Below are 16772 nucleotides of genomic sequence, written 5' to 3'. Positions count from 1 at the left end.
CTCCCGGCGCCTGCTGATGCGTGTGGGGGCCGAGGAACACCGTGGGGGCCTCGTCCGGTGGCGAGTTGGGCGGGGTGGCGTGATGCCGGGCGCCCGGCGGAGGGGAACCGGGCAGGAACGGATGTGGTGCCGGAGGTACTGCCGGGGAGCGGGGCACGGAATCGTCGGGCCCAGGATAATTCGGAGGTTGTGTCACGGTGCCAACCTATCGAGGCCGGGCATGCGGCGACGCCAAGCGACCGCGCGTGGCGCCGTATCCTATGTGCTCAATGAGGTGCGGTCGGGAGATCCCGTGTCCGTCAGGGGTGGTAGACGACATCCTCGTAGTCGTCGTGTTCGGACAACCAACGTTTGACATAGGGGCAGAGGGCGTAGACCTTGTCGCCGTTGGCACGCATGTCGTCCATCGCCCGGCGTACCAGTTTGTCGGCGATGCCCTGGCCGCGAAACGCCCCCGACACCTCGGTGTGCGGATACACCACGAAGTCGTCCTGGCGTTCGTATTCGACGAAACCGGCGAGTTGCCCGTCCACGATCGCCTCGTAGCGGGAAGTCTCCGAGTTATCAATGATCTCTGTGGCCATGTCGCACAGAGTACGATGACCAAAGGTGCTCGACCAGTGGGATCGACCGGAACACCGGCCGACCGGCCCTTAGGCGTGTGCGGACGGCGGGGCGATACGGCCGCGCCGTAGCCCGCACGCCGGGAAGGAACACGATGGCGCGCATATCCATCACAATCGATGAAGAAGAACTGAAGCGAGCGGCGACCGCGCTCGGGACGATCGATGCCGAGTCGACCGTGGCTCGCGCGCTCGAGCTGGTGGCCGCGCCGCGCGCGGGAGAGCGTGTCGACACCGCCTTCCTCGACGAGTTGCGGGCGGGGCGCTACGGCTCCGTCATCGACGAGCGGCTCGTCACCCACGCGTGGTGGTGAGAGCCTCGAAGCGACGACCGGCGCGGCCCGCGGATGGGCCACGCCGGTCGGGTCGTGCTGAGGCCTAACACCAACCGTTGACCGGGTTGCTGACGCCGGTCCACAGGTAGACGTCGGCGATCCAGCGTCCGTTGGACAACTTGTTCCACAGGTTCGAGGTTCCGTAGCGACCGGTGTGGGACGTCCCGGTCGCGGAGCAGCTCACCGTGACGGTCGCGCCGTCGGCGACCGACCCCGCGACGGCATAGCCGGTGCCGGGGCCGGTCCGCTGGTTGACGGTCCCGCCGCCGTTGGCGTCGATGAAGCCCTGGGTCAGGCCCAGCGCGCCGTAGTTGTACACGCCGCCGCCGGGGTTGACCCGGTAGGAGCCGTGCAGCATGTACCCGCCGTACGCGGCGCCGGCGTTCGGGACCCACTTGCCGATGGCGTACTGGGCCAGCGACGCGTAGGCGTTGTTGATACGGAATCCGATGTGGACGTGGCGTCCGGTCGCCGAACCGCCGCACGTGACGTCGGTGCCGGTGTACCCGAGGTAGGTGCCCTGCGAGACCGGAGTGCCGTTCGCGCTGATGTTGCTCCACAGGTGGTAGTAGTCGGTCGCGTAACCGTTGCCGTGGATGACGCGGACCCAGCCGGTGCACATCGTGTACGCCGTGCCCGAACGCATCGCCCGGACGACCTGGTCGCCACCGGCGAAGTCCATCGACGCGTACGCGCCGCTTGAACCCCACGGGTGCGGCCCGCCCGTCATCGTCCACGTCTGGCCGACGGCCCACGGCAGGGCCATCTGGGTGCGCAGGTCGGTCGCGTTGACGGAGACGTCGCCGTCGAGTCCCGCGGTCGGGGAGAAGCGCTCGCGCTCCTCCTTGGACAGCACCGGAGCGGTCTTGGACATCTCCACGAACGCGGCGTCGCTGTCGAAGCTCACCTGCCAGCCCTTGCCGGTCCGCTTGGCGAGGAAGAGGCGGCCTTCCGGCATCGCGTCCTCCTTCTTCTCCGCGACGATGACGGCGGTGCCGAAGGCCCAGCCGTCGGCCTCCTCGGTCACGGTGATGCGGGCGTCCGATTCGTCCGCTGTCGACAGGTCCGCGCGGTTGTTCGTCGTCTGGCCGAGCAGTTGCTCGGCGACGACTGATTCCAGGTCTGCCGGGGCGGCGGCCGCGGGAGCGGTGGCGAACAGGCTCAACGCGATACCGGCGGCCACGGCGATTGCCTGACCTCTGATCACATCAGTCTCCACTTGGGTATGGGTATGCCCATCCCCTCGGGAGTGTCCGGTCTGGGCAGCGGGCATGTGGGGGCGCCACCCGCGTGGACACTATCGCCGGTGACTTGCCGAAATGGCTGGGAGGCAGCCGTTTCGATCGGCCGAAGTATATTGATTAATTCCCATTAATGTTCCATGAGGAAACGCCGTCGAGAGCATTCCGAGTATGGTTCCGATTCACCGTCCACAGTCCTCTCTCGCTTCGTTCGGCCAATCGGTTCGATCGACGATCGGCGCGGAAACGCCCCGACACGACGAACGGGGACGCACGCCGTAGCGAACGTCCCCGCCGACGACGGTCGGGAGATCAGCCGAAGGTCCTACCGGTCACCTTCGCCGCGACTCCGGAGTGGTCCAGGTAGGGCGTGATGCCACCGAGGTGGAACGGCCAGCCCGCGCCGAGGAGCATGCACAGGTCGATGTCCTCGCGCGCGGCGACGACGCCCTCGTCCAGCATCCGACGGATCTCGTCGGCGATCGCCTCCACCGCCCGCTCCCGGATCTGTTCCGGAGTGGACGGAGAGTCGCCGAGCTCCATGAGCTCACGCACCTCGGGGTCGACCGACGGCTTGCCGGTGGCGTCCCAGGTGTAGACGCTCGTCTTGCCCGCCTCGACGAGCTTGTCGAGATTGGTCGAGACCCGATAGCGATCCGGGAACGCCTCGTGCAGCGTCCCTGCGACGTGCCGGGCCACGGCGGGGCCGACGAGCTGCAACAGCACGAACGGCGACATCGGCAGGCCCAGCGAGTCGACCGCGTGGTCGGCGGTCTCGATGTCGGTGCCTTCGTCCACACAGGCGAAGATCTCGCCGAGGAACCGGGTGAGCAGCCGGTTGACGACGAACGCGGGTGCGTCGGCGACCAACACGCCGTTCTTCTTCAGCGTCTTGCAGATCGCGAACGCCGTCGCCAGCGTCGCGTCGTCCGTCTGCTCCGCCCGCACGATCTCCAGCAGCGGCAGGATCGCGACCGGGTTGAAGAAGTGGAAGCCGACGACGCGGTTGGGGTGCTTCAGGTCCGCGGCCATCGCGCTGACCGACAGGGAGGACGTGTTCGTCGCCAGGATGCACTCCGGCGAGACGATGCCCTCCAGCTCCGCGAAGATCCGCTTCTTCAGCTCCAGTTCCTCGAACACCGCCTCGATGACGAAGTCGGCGTCCGCGAAGCCGGCCTTGTCGACGGATCCCGTGACGAGGGCCTTGAACCGGTTCGCCTTGTCGGGGCTGATCCGGCCCTTTCCGAGGAGCTTGTCGATCTCGGCGTGAACATAGCCGACGCCACGGTCGACGCGCTCCTGGTCGAGGTCGGTGAGGATGACGGGCACCTCAAGGCGACGGACGAACAGCATCGCCAGCTGCGACGCCATGAGGCCGGCGCCGACGACGCCGACCTTCGTCACCGGGCGCGCGAGCGACTTGTCGGGAACGCCGACGGGCCGCTTGGCGCGCTTCTGGACCAGGTTGAACGCGTAGAGGCTGGCCTTCAGCTCCGGCGACATGAGCAGATCCGCGAGGGCCTCGTCCTCGGCGGCGGTGCCCTCCTCGAAGGGGACCGTCTTGGCCTTGGCCATCAGGTCCAGCGCCAGGTACGGCGCGGGGGCGGCCCCGTGCAGCTTCATGTCGGCGATCGCCTTGCCGCGAGCCAGGGCGGCGTCCCACGCGTCTCCGCGGTCGATCTCCGGGCGTTCGACGGTCACGGTGCCGTCGACGACCTTCGCCGCCCACGCCAGTGACTCCTCCAGGAAGTCGACGGGCTCGAGGAGCACGTCGGTGATGCCGAGCTTCTGGGCGTCGGCGGCGCGCATCATCTTGTTCTGGTTCAGCGCGTTCTCGATGATGACCTTGACGGCCTTGTCCGCGCCGATCAGGTTCGGCAGGAGCTGAGTTCCGCCCCAGGTCGGAGCGAGACCGATGAAGCACTCCGGAAGCGCCAGCGCGGGCACGCTCGCCGAGAGCGTCCGATAATGACAGTGCAGGGCCAGTTCGAGACCGCCGCCCATGACCGCGCCGTTGACGAACGCGAACGTCGGGACGTCGGAGTCCTTCAGCCGAGCGAAGACGTCGTGGCCGAGGCGGGCGATCGCGAGCGCCTCCTCGCGGGTCTGGATCAGCGGCATGCCGGTGATGTCGGCGCCGACGAGGAAGATGAACGGCTTGCCGGTGACGGCGACGAACCGCACCTTCGGCGAGCGAGCGTACACCTCGTCGAGCGCGGCGTCGAGGGATCGCAGACCGGCCGGTCCGAAGGATGACGGCTTCCGGTGGTCAAATCCATTGTCGAGCGTGATGAGGGCGGCCTCGCCGTCCATTCCCGGCACGCGCACGTAGCGCACATGGGCGTGGGTCACGACCTCGTCGGGGAATTCCTTCAGCGCGTTCACTTATGCACCTTCCTTGGCGGGAGTCCACGCGGGGTTCTCCCAGATGACGGTCCCGCCCATGCCGATGCCGATGCACATGGCGGTGAGGCCGTACCGGACCTGCGGGTTGGCGGCGAAGTGCCGGGCGAGCTGCGTCATCAGTCGCACGCCGGACGACGCCAGCGGGTGGCCGACCGCGATCGCGCCGCCCCACGGGTTGACGCGGGCGTCGTCGTCGGTGATTCCGAAGTGGTCGAGGAACGCCAGCACCTGCACGGCGAAGGCCTCGTTCAGTTCGAACAGTCCAATGTCGTCGATCGTGAGCCCGGCCTTGGCGAGGGCCTTCTCCGTCGACGGGATCGGTCCGACGCCCATGACCTCGGGCTCGACACCGGTGAATCCGAAGGACACCATGCGCATCGCGACCGGCAGGTCCAGTTCCCGGGCGACGTCCTCGGCGGCGACGATGCACGCGGTCGCGCCGTCGTTGAGCCCGGCGGCGTTTCCGGCGCTGACCCGGCCGTGCGGACGGAACGGCGTCTTCAGGCCCGCGAGGCCCTCGAGCGTGGTTCCGGGGCGCGGCGGCTCGTCCTGGGTCGCCAGACCCCAACCGAGTTCGGTCGACCGCAGGTTCATGCTCACGAGGTCGGCGGAGATCTCGTCGATGTGCTTTGCGTACTTCTGCTGGCTGGCCAGGGCGAAGGCGTCGGCCCGCTCCTTGGTGATACCCGGGAAGCGGTCATGCAGGTTCTCGGCGGTGGCGCCCATGATCAAAGCGGACGGGTCGACGAGCTTCTCGGAGATGATGCGCGGGTTCGGGTCGACGCCCTCGCCCATCGGGTGGCGTCCCATGTGCTCGACGCCGCCGGCGATGGCGACGTCGTACGCGCCGAATCCGATGCCCGCCGCGACCGAGGTCACGGCCGTCATGGCACCGGCACACATCCGGTCGATGGAGAAACCGGGGACGGTCTTGGGCAGGCCCGCCAGTAGTGCGGCGGTCCGGCCCAACGTGAGGCCCTGGTCGCCGATCTGGGTGGTCGCGGCGATGGCGACCTCCTCGATCCGCTCGGGCGGAAGCGAGGGGTTGCGTCGCAGAAGTTGACGAATACAGCGAATGACGAGGTCGTCGGCGCGCGTCTCGGCGTACATACCGCCGGCTTTGCCAAAGGGCGTGCGTACGCCGTCGACGAAAACGACCTCGCGAACGGTGCGGCTCACGTGTGTGCCTCCTTGCGGGTGTGTGGTCACCGCGAATGTTACTCGTAAGTAACCGAGGTGGCGTCGGCCACCACCCCCAACGCGATGACGCCAGGTCACAGTTTCGCAAGCTCGGGCCGCACCGATGCCGATACGGTCAGGCCCGTCAGTTTCGCAGGGTCGACGCGATCGGCCCGGCGATGATCGCGACCTGCCAATCACGGGCTCCCGCCTCCGACAGCTTCGCCGCGACGGAGTCCGTCGAGATTCGACGCGGGGGCTCCCACGCCACCGCGCGCACGGCCGCCGGCGACACGAGATTCGCCGCCGGGACGTTGTGCTCGTCGGCGAGCTTCGTCACGATGGCCCGCGCCCGCTTGAGCCGCTTGGCGGCCGTCGGGTCCTTCGACGCCCATCGATGCCCGGCCGGTGGGCCGTCCAGGTGCGGAGTCATCGGCGGCAGCGAATCGGCCGGCGCCTGCCGGACGTCCGCGAGGATCGACAACCATCGCTTCGTGTGCGTGCGGGCGTGCCGACGCTGGAAACCGGGAATGGTCAGCAGCTGGGCCGAGGTCGTCGGGTTCGTCAGCGCGGCGTCGACGAGCGCCGGGTCCGGGACGATCTTCGACGGCGCCCGATCCTGCGTCCGGGCGATCTCGTCCCGGGCCGTCCACAGTTCTCGGACGCGAGCGAGACCGCGTTCGTCCTTCACCTTGTGGATGCCGGACGTGCGTCGCCACGGCTCCTTGCGCGGCTTCGGCGGCGGCGCGGTACGGACCGCCTCGAACTCCTGCGCCGCCCACTCGCGTTTGCCCTGTTCCCGAAGCTCCACGTCGAGCGCGTCGCGCAGTTCGACGAGCAACTCCACGTCCAAGGCGGCGTAGGTGAGCCATTCCGGAGGCAGCGGTCGGGTGCTCCAGTCGGAGGCCGAATGCTGCTTCTGGAGCGAGAAACCGAGCAGCTTCTCGGTCAACGCGGCGAGGTTGACGCGCTCGAAGCCGCACAACCGCGCGGCGAGCTCGGTGTCGAAGAGGTCGGTCGGGCGCATTCCCAATTCGTCCAGGCACGGAAGATCCTGGCCCGCGGCGTGCAGGATCCACTCGGCGTCGGCGATCGCTGCGTTGACGTCGACCAGGTCGTCGAAGTAGGTCGGGTCGATCAAGAACGTCCCGGAACCGTTGCGGCGCAATTGAATTAGGTATGCTCGACCGTAGTACTTGAAGCCGGAGGCCCGCTCGGCGTCTATGGCCACCGGCCCGGACCCGGCCGTCAGCGCCTCGATCATCGACTCCAACTGCGACGATCCGGTGATGAGGTCGGGAACGCCGTCGCGTGGGACGGTCAGCGGTACCGCCGCTGGCTGCTCGGTTTCGTCATGATCATGGTGGGGCACTCGTTAACCGTACGAAAGTACGGCATGCGATTGTGCGCACCCCTCCGACAATGACCGTTTCCTCACCCTTTCGGGTGGAAAGTCGGGCCCTTGGTGGGTTCTACTGATTTGCCTCGACTCAATACAGTGCGCACGTAGGAAGCCGTCGCCCCGGCTTCGCTGAGGAGGAATGAAGCAGATGTACAACTACGGACCCGAGCCGACCCCAGGCCAGTCCGGTGACGGCATGGCGAACTCCCCGTACGGGCCCCCGGGTTCCTCGTACCCGGGCGTGCCGCAGCAGCCGGGCGCGTATCCCGCCAACCAGCCGCCCGGCGGCTATCCCTATGCGCCGCAGCAGCAACCCCAGGGTTACGAGCAGCCCCAACCTCAGAGCTACGAGCAGCCCCAACCGCAGTCTCAGCCCCAGGGCTACGAGTCTCCCGCCGTCGCGTCGGCTCCCCCCGCGAGCGCGCCGCCCATGGTGGCGGCCGCTCCCGTGACCGGCCCTCCCCCGCAGCAACCGCTCTTCGTGGGGCCCGCCCCGAGCCGTCCGAAGTCGAGTCCCGCGGTGCCCATCCTGGCGGCCACGACGGCGCTGTTCTTCGTGACGGCGGCGATCTTCGTGTTCCTGTTCATCAACAAGAGCGGCGAGTTGACGGACGCCGAGCACAAGATCACGGGCCTGAGCGGTGAGATCGGCGACCTTGACGAGCAGCTGACGACCGCCGAGGGCACGATCGAATCCCTGGAGGGCGAGCTGGCGATCGCTCAGGGCGATGCCGAGGCGAAGGAGCAGCTCGAAACGTGCCTCAAGGCGACGTACGACTTCCTCGACGAGGCCGCGGACGCCAGCGACGAGCGGGTCGAAGAGCTCATCGACGAGGCGAACACTGCCTGCGAGGACGTCTGGCATCTGATCAGTTAGGACGTATCGACGTGCGGTCCCGGTGACTCGCGCGGACTCGTCTCGTCAGGACGCGAAAGCGGGCGCTCGCGGTGAAGCGAACGCCCGCTTTCCCATGTCGTCTATGTGCTGGGCTGACCGACCGGTGATCCGGCCGCGGACCACAGCAGTTCGCACCACGCGCGCAGCTGCGCGGGCATGGTGTCCTCGCTGGGCGTCCACGACGCCCGAATCTCGAGCGTCGCCTCGACGACCCGACTGTCACGGAGGCCGCCCATCGGCGTCGAGGTCGTCGTCGTCACGGTGCCGCCCGCTGCCGTGTATCCGGCGCGGTGTCGGCGGAGGCCCTCGGTGAACCAGGCCCAGGCGTTCGTGGACAACCGGGAATCGAGTGCCGTCTTTTCGTCGATGTGAGCGGAGACGAAGGTGACGAGCCGCAGCGTTCCCTCCCAACCGGGTTCCCCGTCGGGGTCGTGAAGCAGTACCAGTCGACCCGTGACATCACCGTCGGTGTCGAGCGCCGCCGCGAGCGCGAACGTATGGGGCGCTATCGATGCCGGAGCGTCGATCTCCTCCACTGTGATGTGATGAGGCGGCACGGTGGTGCGCAACGCCGCCACGGCGTCGCGAAATAGTCGAGGTTGGGATTGCCCGGTCTGCGAGGCTGCCACGGGGACACTCTAGGACGGTCCGCGGGTCGTTCACGACGCGGCACGCCGAGTCCTCGAACCGAACTTTCCCGGCCCTCCACTGATGATCCAAAATGGGTGTTCAGTCGCGGTTCGGCTTGTGGCCATTGGTGAGTACTCTCGTCTTGTGACGTTCCCGCCCGACCTCGCCGTGGACTTCGGCACCTCCAGCACCGTGGCCGTCATCCGATACGGCGACGGCCGTGTCCTTCCCCTGCTTATGGACGGTTCCCCGTTGCTGCCGTCGGCGGTGTTCGTCGATCAGTCGGGATCGATTCTCACCGGTCGGGACGCGGTGTTCTCCGCCCAGACGGCTCCGTCGCGGTTCGAGCCGAACCCGAAACGTCGCATCGACGACGGAACGGTCCTGCTCGGGGACAGCGAGGTGCCGGCGGTGGACCTCATCGCGGCGGTGCTGGAGCGCGTCCGTCGCGAGTACGTGCTCGTCGCGGGCGGTCCGCCGAGGCGCACGGTCCTCACTCACCCCGCCGCGTGGCGGTCGATTCGCCTGTTGGCTCTGCGGGACGCGGCCGAACGGGCCGGGCTCGGAACGATCGACATCGTCGTCGAGCCCGTCGCCGCCGCCACGTACTTCACAGAGGAGCTGGGGCATCGGGTTCCCGAGGGCGCGGCCGTCCTCGTCTTCGACTTCGGTGGCGGAACCTTCGACACGAGCGTCGTGCGTCGCGGTGCGACGGGATTCGAGGTGTTGTCCGTCGACGGCCTCAACGACCTCGGCGGTCTCGACATCGACGACCAGATCGTCAAGGCGCTGCGGGAGCGGCACACCGGTGACGGTTGGGCCGAACTGTTCGACATGGACGACATGTCCAGTCGGCGCCACCGCCGGACGTTCCTCGACGACGTTCGGGAACTGAAGGAACGCCTGTCGCGCGCGGCGAGCGCGCCCATCTACATTCCGCGCGTCAACATCGACAGCCACGTGACGCGCGAGGAGCTCGAACAACTCGCCAGACCGATGCTCGATCGGGCCGCGCAGCTCACGACCGCCGTCCTGAGAGTGTCCGGAGTGGAGCCATCCGCGTTGGCGGGTGTCTTCGGCGTCGGGGGCGGCAGCCGAATGCCGCTCGTCGGCACGATCGTCCACACCGCGCTCGGGGTCGCGCCGACCTTGATCGGGCAGCCCGAACTCGTCGTCGCTCAGGGCGCTCTGCTCGCCTCGCCGTCGGTCGGCGCGACGCCGTCACCGCCCACGATGTCCCACCCGTTGGTGTCGCCGCCCGTCCCCCTCGTTCCGCAGAGCGGTCCGCCCCTCGTGTCGGCCGAGGCCGCCGCGCCCCCGACGGCTCCGACCCTGCCGATCGTTCCGGCCGTCGCGTTCCCTCCGCCCGGGCCGGCCACAGCCGCCGCGCGTTCCCGCCGGGTCCTCGCCCTGATCGCCGCCGTCGTCGTCCTGGTCGTCGCCGGGGTCGGCACCATCATGGCCATCGACTTCTTCCGGGATCGCCCGGCCGACGCCAAGGACGACGACACCGGCGCGGACGAGGCCGACTTCGAACTCGCGGAGGATGTCGCCGGCCGGTTCGGCGGCCATTCCGACGACGTCAACACGATCGAGACGATCGAACACGACGGCCGCCTGCTCGCGCTCTCGGCCGGCTGGGACCAGGTCCTCGTCTGGGACGTCGAGACCCACGAGGTCATCACCTCCTACCTGGGACAACAGGGTGACATGGAGGCGACGATCGCGGTCGTCGACGAGGTGCCGCTCGTGGTGTCCTTCGCCGACGGCTCCGGTGAGGAGGGCGTCGCCGTCTGGGATCTGATGACGGGGGAGGAGCGTTGGCGGTTCGAGATCGACTCCGATCGCGACGACAACATCATCGTCGCCGCGAACAGCGTCGACACCGGCGTTCATGACGACAGCCCCGTCGTCGCCGCCGTCCTGCACCTCAGCGATGAGGACGACGAGGACTGGATCGATCGTGAGGTGGCCACCTGGGATCTGTCCACGGGCGAGACCGTCAGCTGGGGCGGCATCAGCTCATACGGCTGGATCAGCCTCGCGCCGGTCGGCGACGACGTGATGGCGGTCGTGCCCGATGACGACGGTGACGAGACCGATCCGCAGACCGTCATGTGGGACCTCGGTGAGGGTCGCGAGAGTTACCGGGTCAGCCTCGAAGGGGAGGGCCGATACGGGCTCGTCGCCGCCGAGCTCGATCGCGTTCCCGTCACACTCGCGACCATGCCGAACGAGGGGGTCCTCGTGCGTCGCCTCGACGACGGCGGTCTGCTATGGACATACGAGGGTCACGGCGAAAGCTTCGTCACCTCGTTCGCCGCGTGTACCTGGGACGGCCGCGCCGTCGTCGTCTCCGGCGACGAGGACGGCGAAGTCCACGCGTGGTCGATCGGGGAGGACGTCGTCGCCACCGAGTCCGTCGAGGACGACGACGGCAGTGGAGTGACGGCGCTCGGTTGCGTCTCCTACGACGACCGCCTGGTCCTGCTCGTCGGGGTCGGCTCCGACATCCAGGTGATGGAACTCTGGCCGGAGTGACACTCGGCCGTCGAACCGTCCGTTCGCGGTCCTTCGCCTCGGTGTTCGGCGACGTCCCGGAGCGAGGTCCAGGCCCGCCGCCGCCCCTCCCCGCCTGCCGTCCGTCCGGACACGCGCGCCGGATTCCGGCTGGTGCGAGCAGCTCGCCCGACGCGTTTCCCGCCACGAGGGCCGTCTTCCGGACCCGCCCTACCTGGCAGCTCACACCCATGGGGCGGAACCGGAAGCCGCCATCGGTCCTGTGACACGATGAGCCGGATGGCTACCGTTAACGATGTCACCGAGTCGGTCTTTATCCGCGCGTGCCGCCGCGAGTCGACGCCCTACACGCCAGTGTGGTTCATGCGTCAGGCCGGCCGGTCCCTGCCCGAGTACCGCAAGGTCCGTGAAGGCGTCGACATGCTCACCGCGTGCCGCACACCCGAACTGGTCTGCGAGATCACCGTCCAGCCGGTCCGCCGCCACGCGGTCGACGCGGCCGTCTTCTTCTCCGACATCGTCGTCCCGCTCGCCGCGGTCGGCGTCGACGTCGACATCGTGCCCGGCACCGGCCCCGTCGTCGGTTCCCCGATCCGCACAATGGCCGATGTGGACAAACTGCGGGACCTGACGCCCGACGACGTCCCCTACATCACCGAGGCCATCGGTCTGCTGCGCGCCGAACTCGGCGGCACCCCGCTGATCGGCTTCGCCGGCGCTCCGTTCACGCTCGCCAGCTACCTCGTCGAGGGCGGGCCGTCGCGCACCCACGCCAAGACCAAGGCCATGATCTACGGCGCTCCCGACGTGTGGAACGCCCTGTGCGAACGCCTCACCGCGATCACGACGACGTTCCTGCGCGTCCAGGTCGACGCCGGTGCCGCGGCCGTCCAGCTGTTCGACTCGTGGGCGGGCGCGCTCTCCCTGCACGACTACCTGGCCTCCGTCGAACCGCACTCGGCGCGGGTCCTCACCGGAGTCGCCGACCTCGGCGTTCCCCGCATCCACTTCGGAGTCGGCACGGGCCACCTGCTGGCCGCGATGGCCGACGCGGGCGCCGACGTCGTCGGCGTCGACTGGAAGACCAGCCTCACCGACGCCGCCGCGCTCGTCGGGCATCGCGCCCTCCAGGGCAATCTCGACCCCTGCGCCGTGTTCGCGCCGCCGCCGGTGATGTCCACGATGGTGCGTCGGGTCCTCGACGACGCCGAGGCCGCCCAGGGACACGTCTTCAACCTCGGGCACGGCGTGCTTCCCGAGAGCGATCCGGACGCGCTCACCCGCATCGTCGACCTCGTCCACGAGCACAGCACCCGGTCATGACGCACGTCCTGGTCATCGGCGCGGGGATCGCCGGCCTGTCCGCCGCCGCGCGGCTGCGTGNGCGCGGCGGCGACGCCCTGACGATCACGATCGTCGAGCGAGCCCACGTCATCGGCGGAAAGCTCGCGACCGGCGAGCTGGCGGGTGCCACCGTCGAGACCGGGGCCGAGACCTTTCTCGCGCGTCGGCCCGAGGCCATGGACCTGGCCCGGCGCGTCGGGCTCGGCGAGTCGATCGTCCATCCGGCGCGGCTTCCGGCCGGTCTCGTCATCGGCGACCAGGTCCACGAGATGCCCGGACGCACCGTGATGGGCGTTCCCGCGGACCCGGCCGCCGTCGCCGCGTCCGGAATCCTCTCGCCCGACGGGGCCGCCCGGCTCATGTCCGAACCCGATGGTGACGCCCCGCTGCTCGACGGGGAGGACGTCGCCGTCGGTGCGCTCGTGCGTCACCGCCTCGGCGACGAGGTCGTCGACCGCCTCGTCGACCCGCTCCTAGGCGGCGTCTACTCGGGACGATCCGACGACCTGTCGATGCAGGTCACCGTGCCGGGTCTCGCCGCGGCCGCCACCCGGCACAAGCGACTGACGGATGCCGCCGCTGCGAGCCTCCCCGCACCCGCCGACGGCCCCCCGGCGCCCGTCTTCGGCACCATCGACGGCGGACTGTCCCGGCTCACCGCCGCAGTCGCCGCCCACTCCCGCGCCGACATCCGGCTCGGACTTCCGGTGCGGCGACTCAACCGAACCCCGAACGGCTGGCGCGCTGTCGTCGGTTCGACCCGCGACGAGTCCGTGATCGACGCGGACGCCGTGATCCTCGCCGTTCCCGCCCGTCCGTCGGCCCGTCTCCTCTCCGACGACGCCCCCGCGGCGTCCGCCGCGATCGGCGTCCTCGACTACGCCAGCATCGCGCTCGTCACCCTCGCCATCGAGGGCCTGGAACTGCCGCAACGCTCCGGTTTCCTCGTCCCCGCCGGTTTCGGCCACCGCATCAAGGCCGCCACCTTCTTCACTCGCAAGTGGCCGCACCTCGCCGCGTCGACGCCCGGCCGGACCCTCGTCCGTATGTCGATCGGGCGTTACGGTGAGGAATCGACCCTCCACTATGACGACAGCGACCTTGTCGCCGCCGCCGTCACCGACCTCGGTCGCGTCCTCGGCGGGCCCATGCCAACGCCGACGGCGAGCGCCGTGCGTCGCTGGGGCGGCGCCCTCCCGCAGTACGGGCCGGGGCACCTCGAACGGATCGCCCACGCCCGGCGGACCCTGACCGATCACCCGATCGCGCTCGCGGGCGCCGCCTTCGACGGTGTCGGGATTCCGGCGTGCGTCGCGTCCGGGGAAGCGGCGGCCGACACGCTGTTGGGGGCTCTCGCCGCGAACCGAAAGGTCCTGGGGGACAATCCCTGACATGTCGAGCTCGGGTAACCCGCACGCCGCGCGGATCAAGGAACTGAACGACACCATCCGATACACGATGTGGTCGGTGTTCAAAGCGGTCTCACCGATGCCGGGTGTTCGCGACGACGTCGCGACCGAGGCGGAGCACTTCCTCAATCGACTCGCCGAGCGCGACGTGACCGTGCGCGGGTGCTACGACCTGGCGGGTCTGCGGGCCGACGCCGATCTCATGATCTGGTGGCACGCCGCTGATAGTGACGAATTGCAGACGGCGTATTCACAGTTCCGTCGGACTTCGCTCGGTCGGCACCTGGAGCCGGTGTGGTCGCAGATGGCTTTGCACCGTCCCGCCGAATTCAATAAGAGTCATATTCCGGCCTTTTTGGCCGATGAGGAAGCGCGCGACTATGTGTGCGTTTACCCGTTCGTCCGCTCTTACGAGTGGTATCTGCTGCCGGACGGCGAACGGCGGGAAATGCTGGCGGAACACGGAAAGGCCGCGCGCGAATATCCCGATGTCCGCGCCAACACGGTCGCGTCGTTCGCCCTCGGCGACTATGAATGGATGCTGGCCTTCGAGGCCGACGAATTGCACCGGATCGTCGATCTGATGTGGAAGATGCGGGCCACGCGCGCCCGTCGTCACGTGCGGGAAGAGACACCCTTCTATACGGGGCGGCGTCACTCGATAACGCGGATCGTCGAAAGCCTGCCATAATAGGCAATCGCAGAGCGCGCAATCCACCGGACGGGCTGTGGCGTTCGTCGCTGTCGTCTGGTAATCCATTACTATGACAACCTCAGAGGCAACAACTACCCCAACCGGTCCGGATGGTGCCCCTCCGACCGAACTGAAGCGGGCGATCACGCCGAAGCTCCTGCTGCTGTTCATTGTCGGCGACATTCTCGGCACCGGCATCTACGCGCTCACCGGCCAGGTGGCCCTCAAAGTCGGTGGCGCGCTGTGGATTCCGTTCGCCGTCGCGTTCATCGCCGCCTTCCTGACCGCGTTTTCCTATCTGGAATTGGTCGGTAAGTATCCGAAGGCCGCCGGTGCCGCCCTGTATACCCAGAAGGCCTTTGGTGTTCACTTCCTGACGTTCATGGTGGCGTTCACCGTCATGTCGTCCGGTATGACCTCGGCCGGTTCGGCGGCGCGCGCCGTCGGTGGAACGTTCCTTCCGCAGCTGTTCTCGTTCGTTCCGACCGAGTTCGCGATCATCGCGATCGCGGTCATTACCCTCGGGATCTTCGCTCTGGTCAACCTCCGCGGTGTCAGCGAATCGGTGTGGGCGAACGTCGTCTTCACCTGTATCGAGCTGACCGGTCTGGCGATCATCATCATCCTGGGCGTCGGCGCCGTCATCGGTGGCACCGGTGACGCGAGCCGGATCATGGACTTCAACACGCAGGACCAGTCGGCGTTCTTCGCCGTCGTCGCCGGTACCTCCCTGGCGTTCTTCGCCATGGTCGGTTTCGAGGACTCCGTCAACATGGCGGAGGAGACGACGAAGCCGTCGCGCTTCCCGAAGGCCATGCTCATCGGTATGGGTCTCGCCGCGTGCATCTACATCTCGGTCGCGGTCCTCTCGTCCTGGATCCTCCCGTACGAAGTCCTCACCGCCGAGGAAGGCAGCGGCGCCCTGATCCGCGTCCTCGAAGCCGCCGCGCCGTGGTTCCCGGTCGGCATCTTCGCCGCGATCAGCGTCTTCGCCGTGGCGAACTCCGCGCTGATCAACATGATGATGGCGAGCCGTCTCGTCTACGGCATGTCCAAGGAGAAGGTCATCCCGAGCTTCTTCTCGAAGGTCGCCGCGAAGCGCCGCACCCCGTGGGTCGCCATCATCTTCACCTCGGCCCTCGCGATGTGCCTGACCGCCTACGCCGACATCGGTGTCCTCGGCGGCACGACCTCCCTGCTGCTGCTCGCCGTCTTCACGATCGTGAACATCGCGGTGCTGGTGCTGCGCAAGGACACCGTCGAGCACGCCCACTTCAAGGCCCCGACGATCATCCCGATCATCGGCGCCCTGATCAGCGCGTTCCTCGTCGGCCCGTGGTCCGGACGTGACCCGCTCCAGTACCAGATCGCCGGCATCCTGCTCGCCGTCGGCGTCGTCCTGTGGGCCGTCACCTACTTCGGCCAGAAGATGACCGCCGATCGCGAGACCGTCGACATCAGCAAGGACTAGAGGTTCGTCCCGCCGTCACGGCCCGGTGTCGGGTGGCGGGACGGTCTCGAAGCCGCCCGGCTTCGAACACAGCCACCCTTCGATTCCTTCCCAGGACGGGTGCCCCGGTCACGATCGGGGCACCCGTCCTGCCGTTCTCACGCCTTCGGTTCCGGCGCACGGGTCATCGGGACGTGCGGGATGCCGTCCTCGACGAACTCGTCGCCGTCGATGACGAAGCCGAACGAGCGGTAGAAACCCGCGACGCTGGCCTGGGCGTCGAGCCGCACCGTCGAGGTGTCACCGCAGTACGCCAGCGCCTCCCTCATGAGTGCCCCCGCCAGCCCCTCCCCGCGTCGATGCCGATCGGTGCAGACGCGACCGATCCGGAACGAGCCGTCGGGCTCCGTCAACACCCTCAGGTAAGCGACGGTCGTGCCGTCCTCGCTGATGTGCACATGACGCGTGCCGGGCTCGGTGTCGCGCCCGTCGAGTTCGGGGTAGGGACAGCGCTGCTCCACGACGAAGACGTTGACACGGATCCGCAGGATCGCGTAGAGGGCCTGAGCCGTTAGTTCAGTGAATGAGTCGGACTGTGTGATCTTCACCCGGATATCACACCACGTCACGGACCCCGTGCG

The 16772-nt window shown here is 68.2% G+C and carries 14 protein-coding genes and 1 pseudogene; 8 read left to right on the top strand and 7 right to left on the bottom strand.

Annotated features, from left to right (window positions below; all coding sequences use genetic code 11):
• Positions 1-299 precede the first annotated feature (299 nt).
• Positions 300-584, bottom strand: coding sequence for a GNAT family N-acetyltransferase (locus ACM9NP_RS04580; protein ID WP_415645303.1), 285 nt, complete (start codon positions 582-584; stop codon positions 300-302).
• Between the two features lie 134 nt (positions 585-718).
• On the opposite strand from ACM9NP_RS04580, the gene ACM9NP_RS04575 reads away from it, so the two are divergent.
• Complete coding sequence (locus ACM9NP_RS04575) at positions 719-937, top strand: hypothetical protein (RefSeq protein ID WP_415645302.1); 219 nt, start codon at positions 719-721, stop codon at positions 935-937.
• Between the two features lie 64 nt (positions 938-1001).
• Here the strand turns inward: ACM9NP_RS04575 and ACM9NP_RS04570 are convergent, their stop codons facing one another.
• The 4 genes from ACM9NP_RS04570 to ACM9NP_RS04555 form a co-directional block, all read right to left on the bottom strand.
• Complete coding sequence (locus tag ACM9NP_RS04570) at positions 1002-2177, bottom strand: peptidoglycan DD-metalloendopeptidase family protein (protein ID WP_415645301.1); 1176 nt, start codon at positions 2175-2177, stop codon at positions 1002-1004.
• A gap of 334 nt (positions 2178-2511) precedes the next feature.
• On the bottom strand, positions 2512-4584 hold the full coding sequence (locus ACM9NP_RS04565; RefSeq protein WP_415645300.1) for a 3-hydroxyacyl-CoA dehydrogenase NAD-binding domain-containing protein: 2073 nt from the start codon (positions 4582-4584) through the stop codon (positions 2512-2514).
• The gene (locus ACM9NP_RS04560; RefSeq protein ID WP_415645299.1) at positions 4585-5784 is read right to left on the bottom strand and encodes a thiolase family protein; all 1200 of its coding nucleotides are present in this window, start codon (positions 5782-5784) and stop codon (positions 4585-4587) included.
• Positions 5785-5929: 145 nt separating this feature from the next.
• Entirely contained in the window at positions 5930-7156 is a 1227-nt protein-coding gene (locus ACM9NP_RS04555) for a ribonuclease D (RefSeq protein WP_415645298.1), read from the bottom strand.
• A gap of 169 nt (positions 7157-7325) precedes the next feature.
• On the opposite strand from ACM9NP_RS04555, the gene ACM9NP_RS04550 reads away from it, so the two are divergent.
• The gene (locus ACM9NP_RS04550) at positions 7326-8063 is read left to right on the top strand and encodes a hypothetical protein (RefSeq protein WP_415645297.1); all 738 of its coding nucleotides are present in this window, start codon (positions 7326-7328) and stop codon (positions 8061-8063) included.
• Positions 8064-8164: 101 nt separating this feature from the next.
• Here ACM9NP_RS04550 and ACM9NP_RS04545 read toward each other — a convergent pair whose 3' ends face one another.
• Positions 8165-8713 carry a DUF3000 family protein gene (locus ACM9NP_RS04545; protein WP_415645296.1) on the bottom strand — a complete coding sequence of 183 codons (549 nt, stop codon included), beginning with the start codon at positions 8711-8713 and terminating at the stop codon, positions 8165-8167.
• Between the two features lie 145 nt (positions 8714-8858).
• Between ACM9NP_RS04545 and ACM9NP_RS04540 the strand changes: the two genes are divergently transcribed.
• The 6 genes and pseudogenes from ACM9NP_RS04540 (at position 8859) to ACM9NP_RS04515 (ending at position 16152) form a co-directional block, all read left to right on the top strand.
• Positions 8859-11255 carry an Hsp70 family protein gene (locus ACM9NP_RS04540; RefSeq protein WP_415645295.1) on the top strand — a complete coding sequence of 799 codons (2397 nt, stop codon included), beginning with the start codon at positions 8859-8861 and terminating at the stop codon, positions 11253-11255.
• Between the two features lie 249 nt (positions 11256-11504).
• Positions 11505-12557 carry a uroporphyrinogen decarboxylase gene (gene hemE / locus ACM9NP_RS04535; RefSeq protein ID WP_415645294.1) on the top strand — a complete coding sequence of 351 codons (1053 nt, stop codon included), beginning with the start codon at positions 11505-11507 and terminating at the stop codon, positions 12555-12557.
• A pseudogene (locus ACM9NP_RS04530) lies at positions 12554-12617 on the top strand (hypothetical protein); the annotation flags it as partial. The gene hemE and the pseudogene ACM9NP_RS04530, both read left to right, overlap by 4 nt.
• A 1-nt stretch (position 12618) precedes the next feature.
• The coding region (gene hemG / locus ACM9NP_RS04525) for a protoporphyrinogen oxidase (RefSeq protein WP_415645293.1) at positions 12619-13969 on the top strand (1351 nt) is incomplete at its 5' end.
• 1 nt (position 13970) lies between these two features.
• Positions 13971-14678 carry a hydrogen peroxide-dependent heme synthase gene (gene hemQ / locus ACM9NP_RS04520; RefSeq protein WP_415645292.1) on the top strand — a complete coding sequence of 236 codons (708 nt, stop codon included), beginning with the start codon at positions 13971-13973 and terminating at the stop codon, positions 14676-14678.
• Positions 14679-14751: 73 nt separating this feature from the next.
• Positions 14752-16152: an APC family permease gene (locus ACM9NP_RS04515; RefSeq protein WP_415645291.1), complete on the top strand. Its 1401-nt coding sequence runs from the start codon at positions 14752-14754 to the stop codon at positions 16150-16152.
• A 137-nt stretch (positions 16153-16289) separates the two neighbouring features.
• Here ACM9NP_RS04515 and ACM9NP_RS04510 read toward each other — a convergent pair whose 3' ends face one another.
• Complete coding sequence (locus ACM9NP_RS04510; protein WP_415645290.1) at positions 16290-16739, bottom strand: GNAT family N-acetyltransferase; 450 nt, start codon at positions 16737-16739, stop codon at positions 16290-16292.
• Positions 16740-16772 lie beyond the last annotated feature (33 nt).

Origin of the sequence: Stackebrandtia soli, from assembly GCF_965137155.1 — a bacterium.
Classification (GTDB): domain Bacteria; phylum Actinomycetota; class Actinomycetes; order Mycobacteriales; family Micromonosporaceae; genus Stackebrandtia; species Stackebrandtia soli.
Note: the sequence above shows the minus strand (reverse complement) of the source record. Positions and strands in the feature narration are given on the sequence as shown.

What these genes read in the sequence shown, in the direction of transcription:
- ACM9NP_RS04580 (WP_415645303.1), bottom strand. Translation starts at nt 584, where the DNA reads ATGGCCACAGAGATCATTGATAACTCGGAGACTTCCCGCTACGAGGCG.
- ACM9NP_RS04575 (WP_415645302.1), top strand. Translation starts at nt 719, where the DNA reads ATGGCGCGCATATCCATCACAATCGATGAAGAAGAACTGAAGCGAGCG.
- ACM9NP_RS04550 (WP_415645297.1), top strand. Translation starts at nt 7,326, where the DNA reads ATGAAGCAGATGTACAACTACGGACCCGAGCCGACCCCAGGCCAGTCC.
- hemE (WP_415645294.1), top strand. Translation starts at nt 11,505, where the DNA reads ATGAGCCGGATGGCTACCGTTAACGATGTCACCGAGTCGGTCTTTATC.
- hemQ (WP_415645292.1), top strand. Translation starts at nt 13,971, where the DNA reads ATGTCGAGCTCGGGTAACCCGCACGCCGCGCGGATCAAGGAACTGAAC.
- ACM9NP_RS04515 (WP_415645291.1), top strand. Translation starts at nt 14,752, where the DNA reads ATGACAACCTCAGAGGCAACAACTACCCCAACCGGTCCGGATGGTGCC.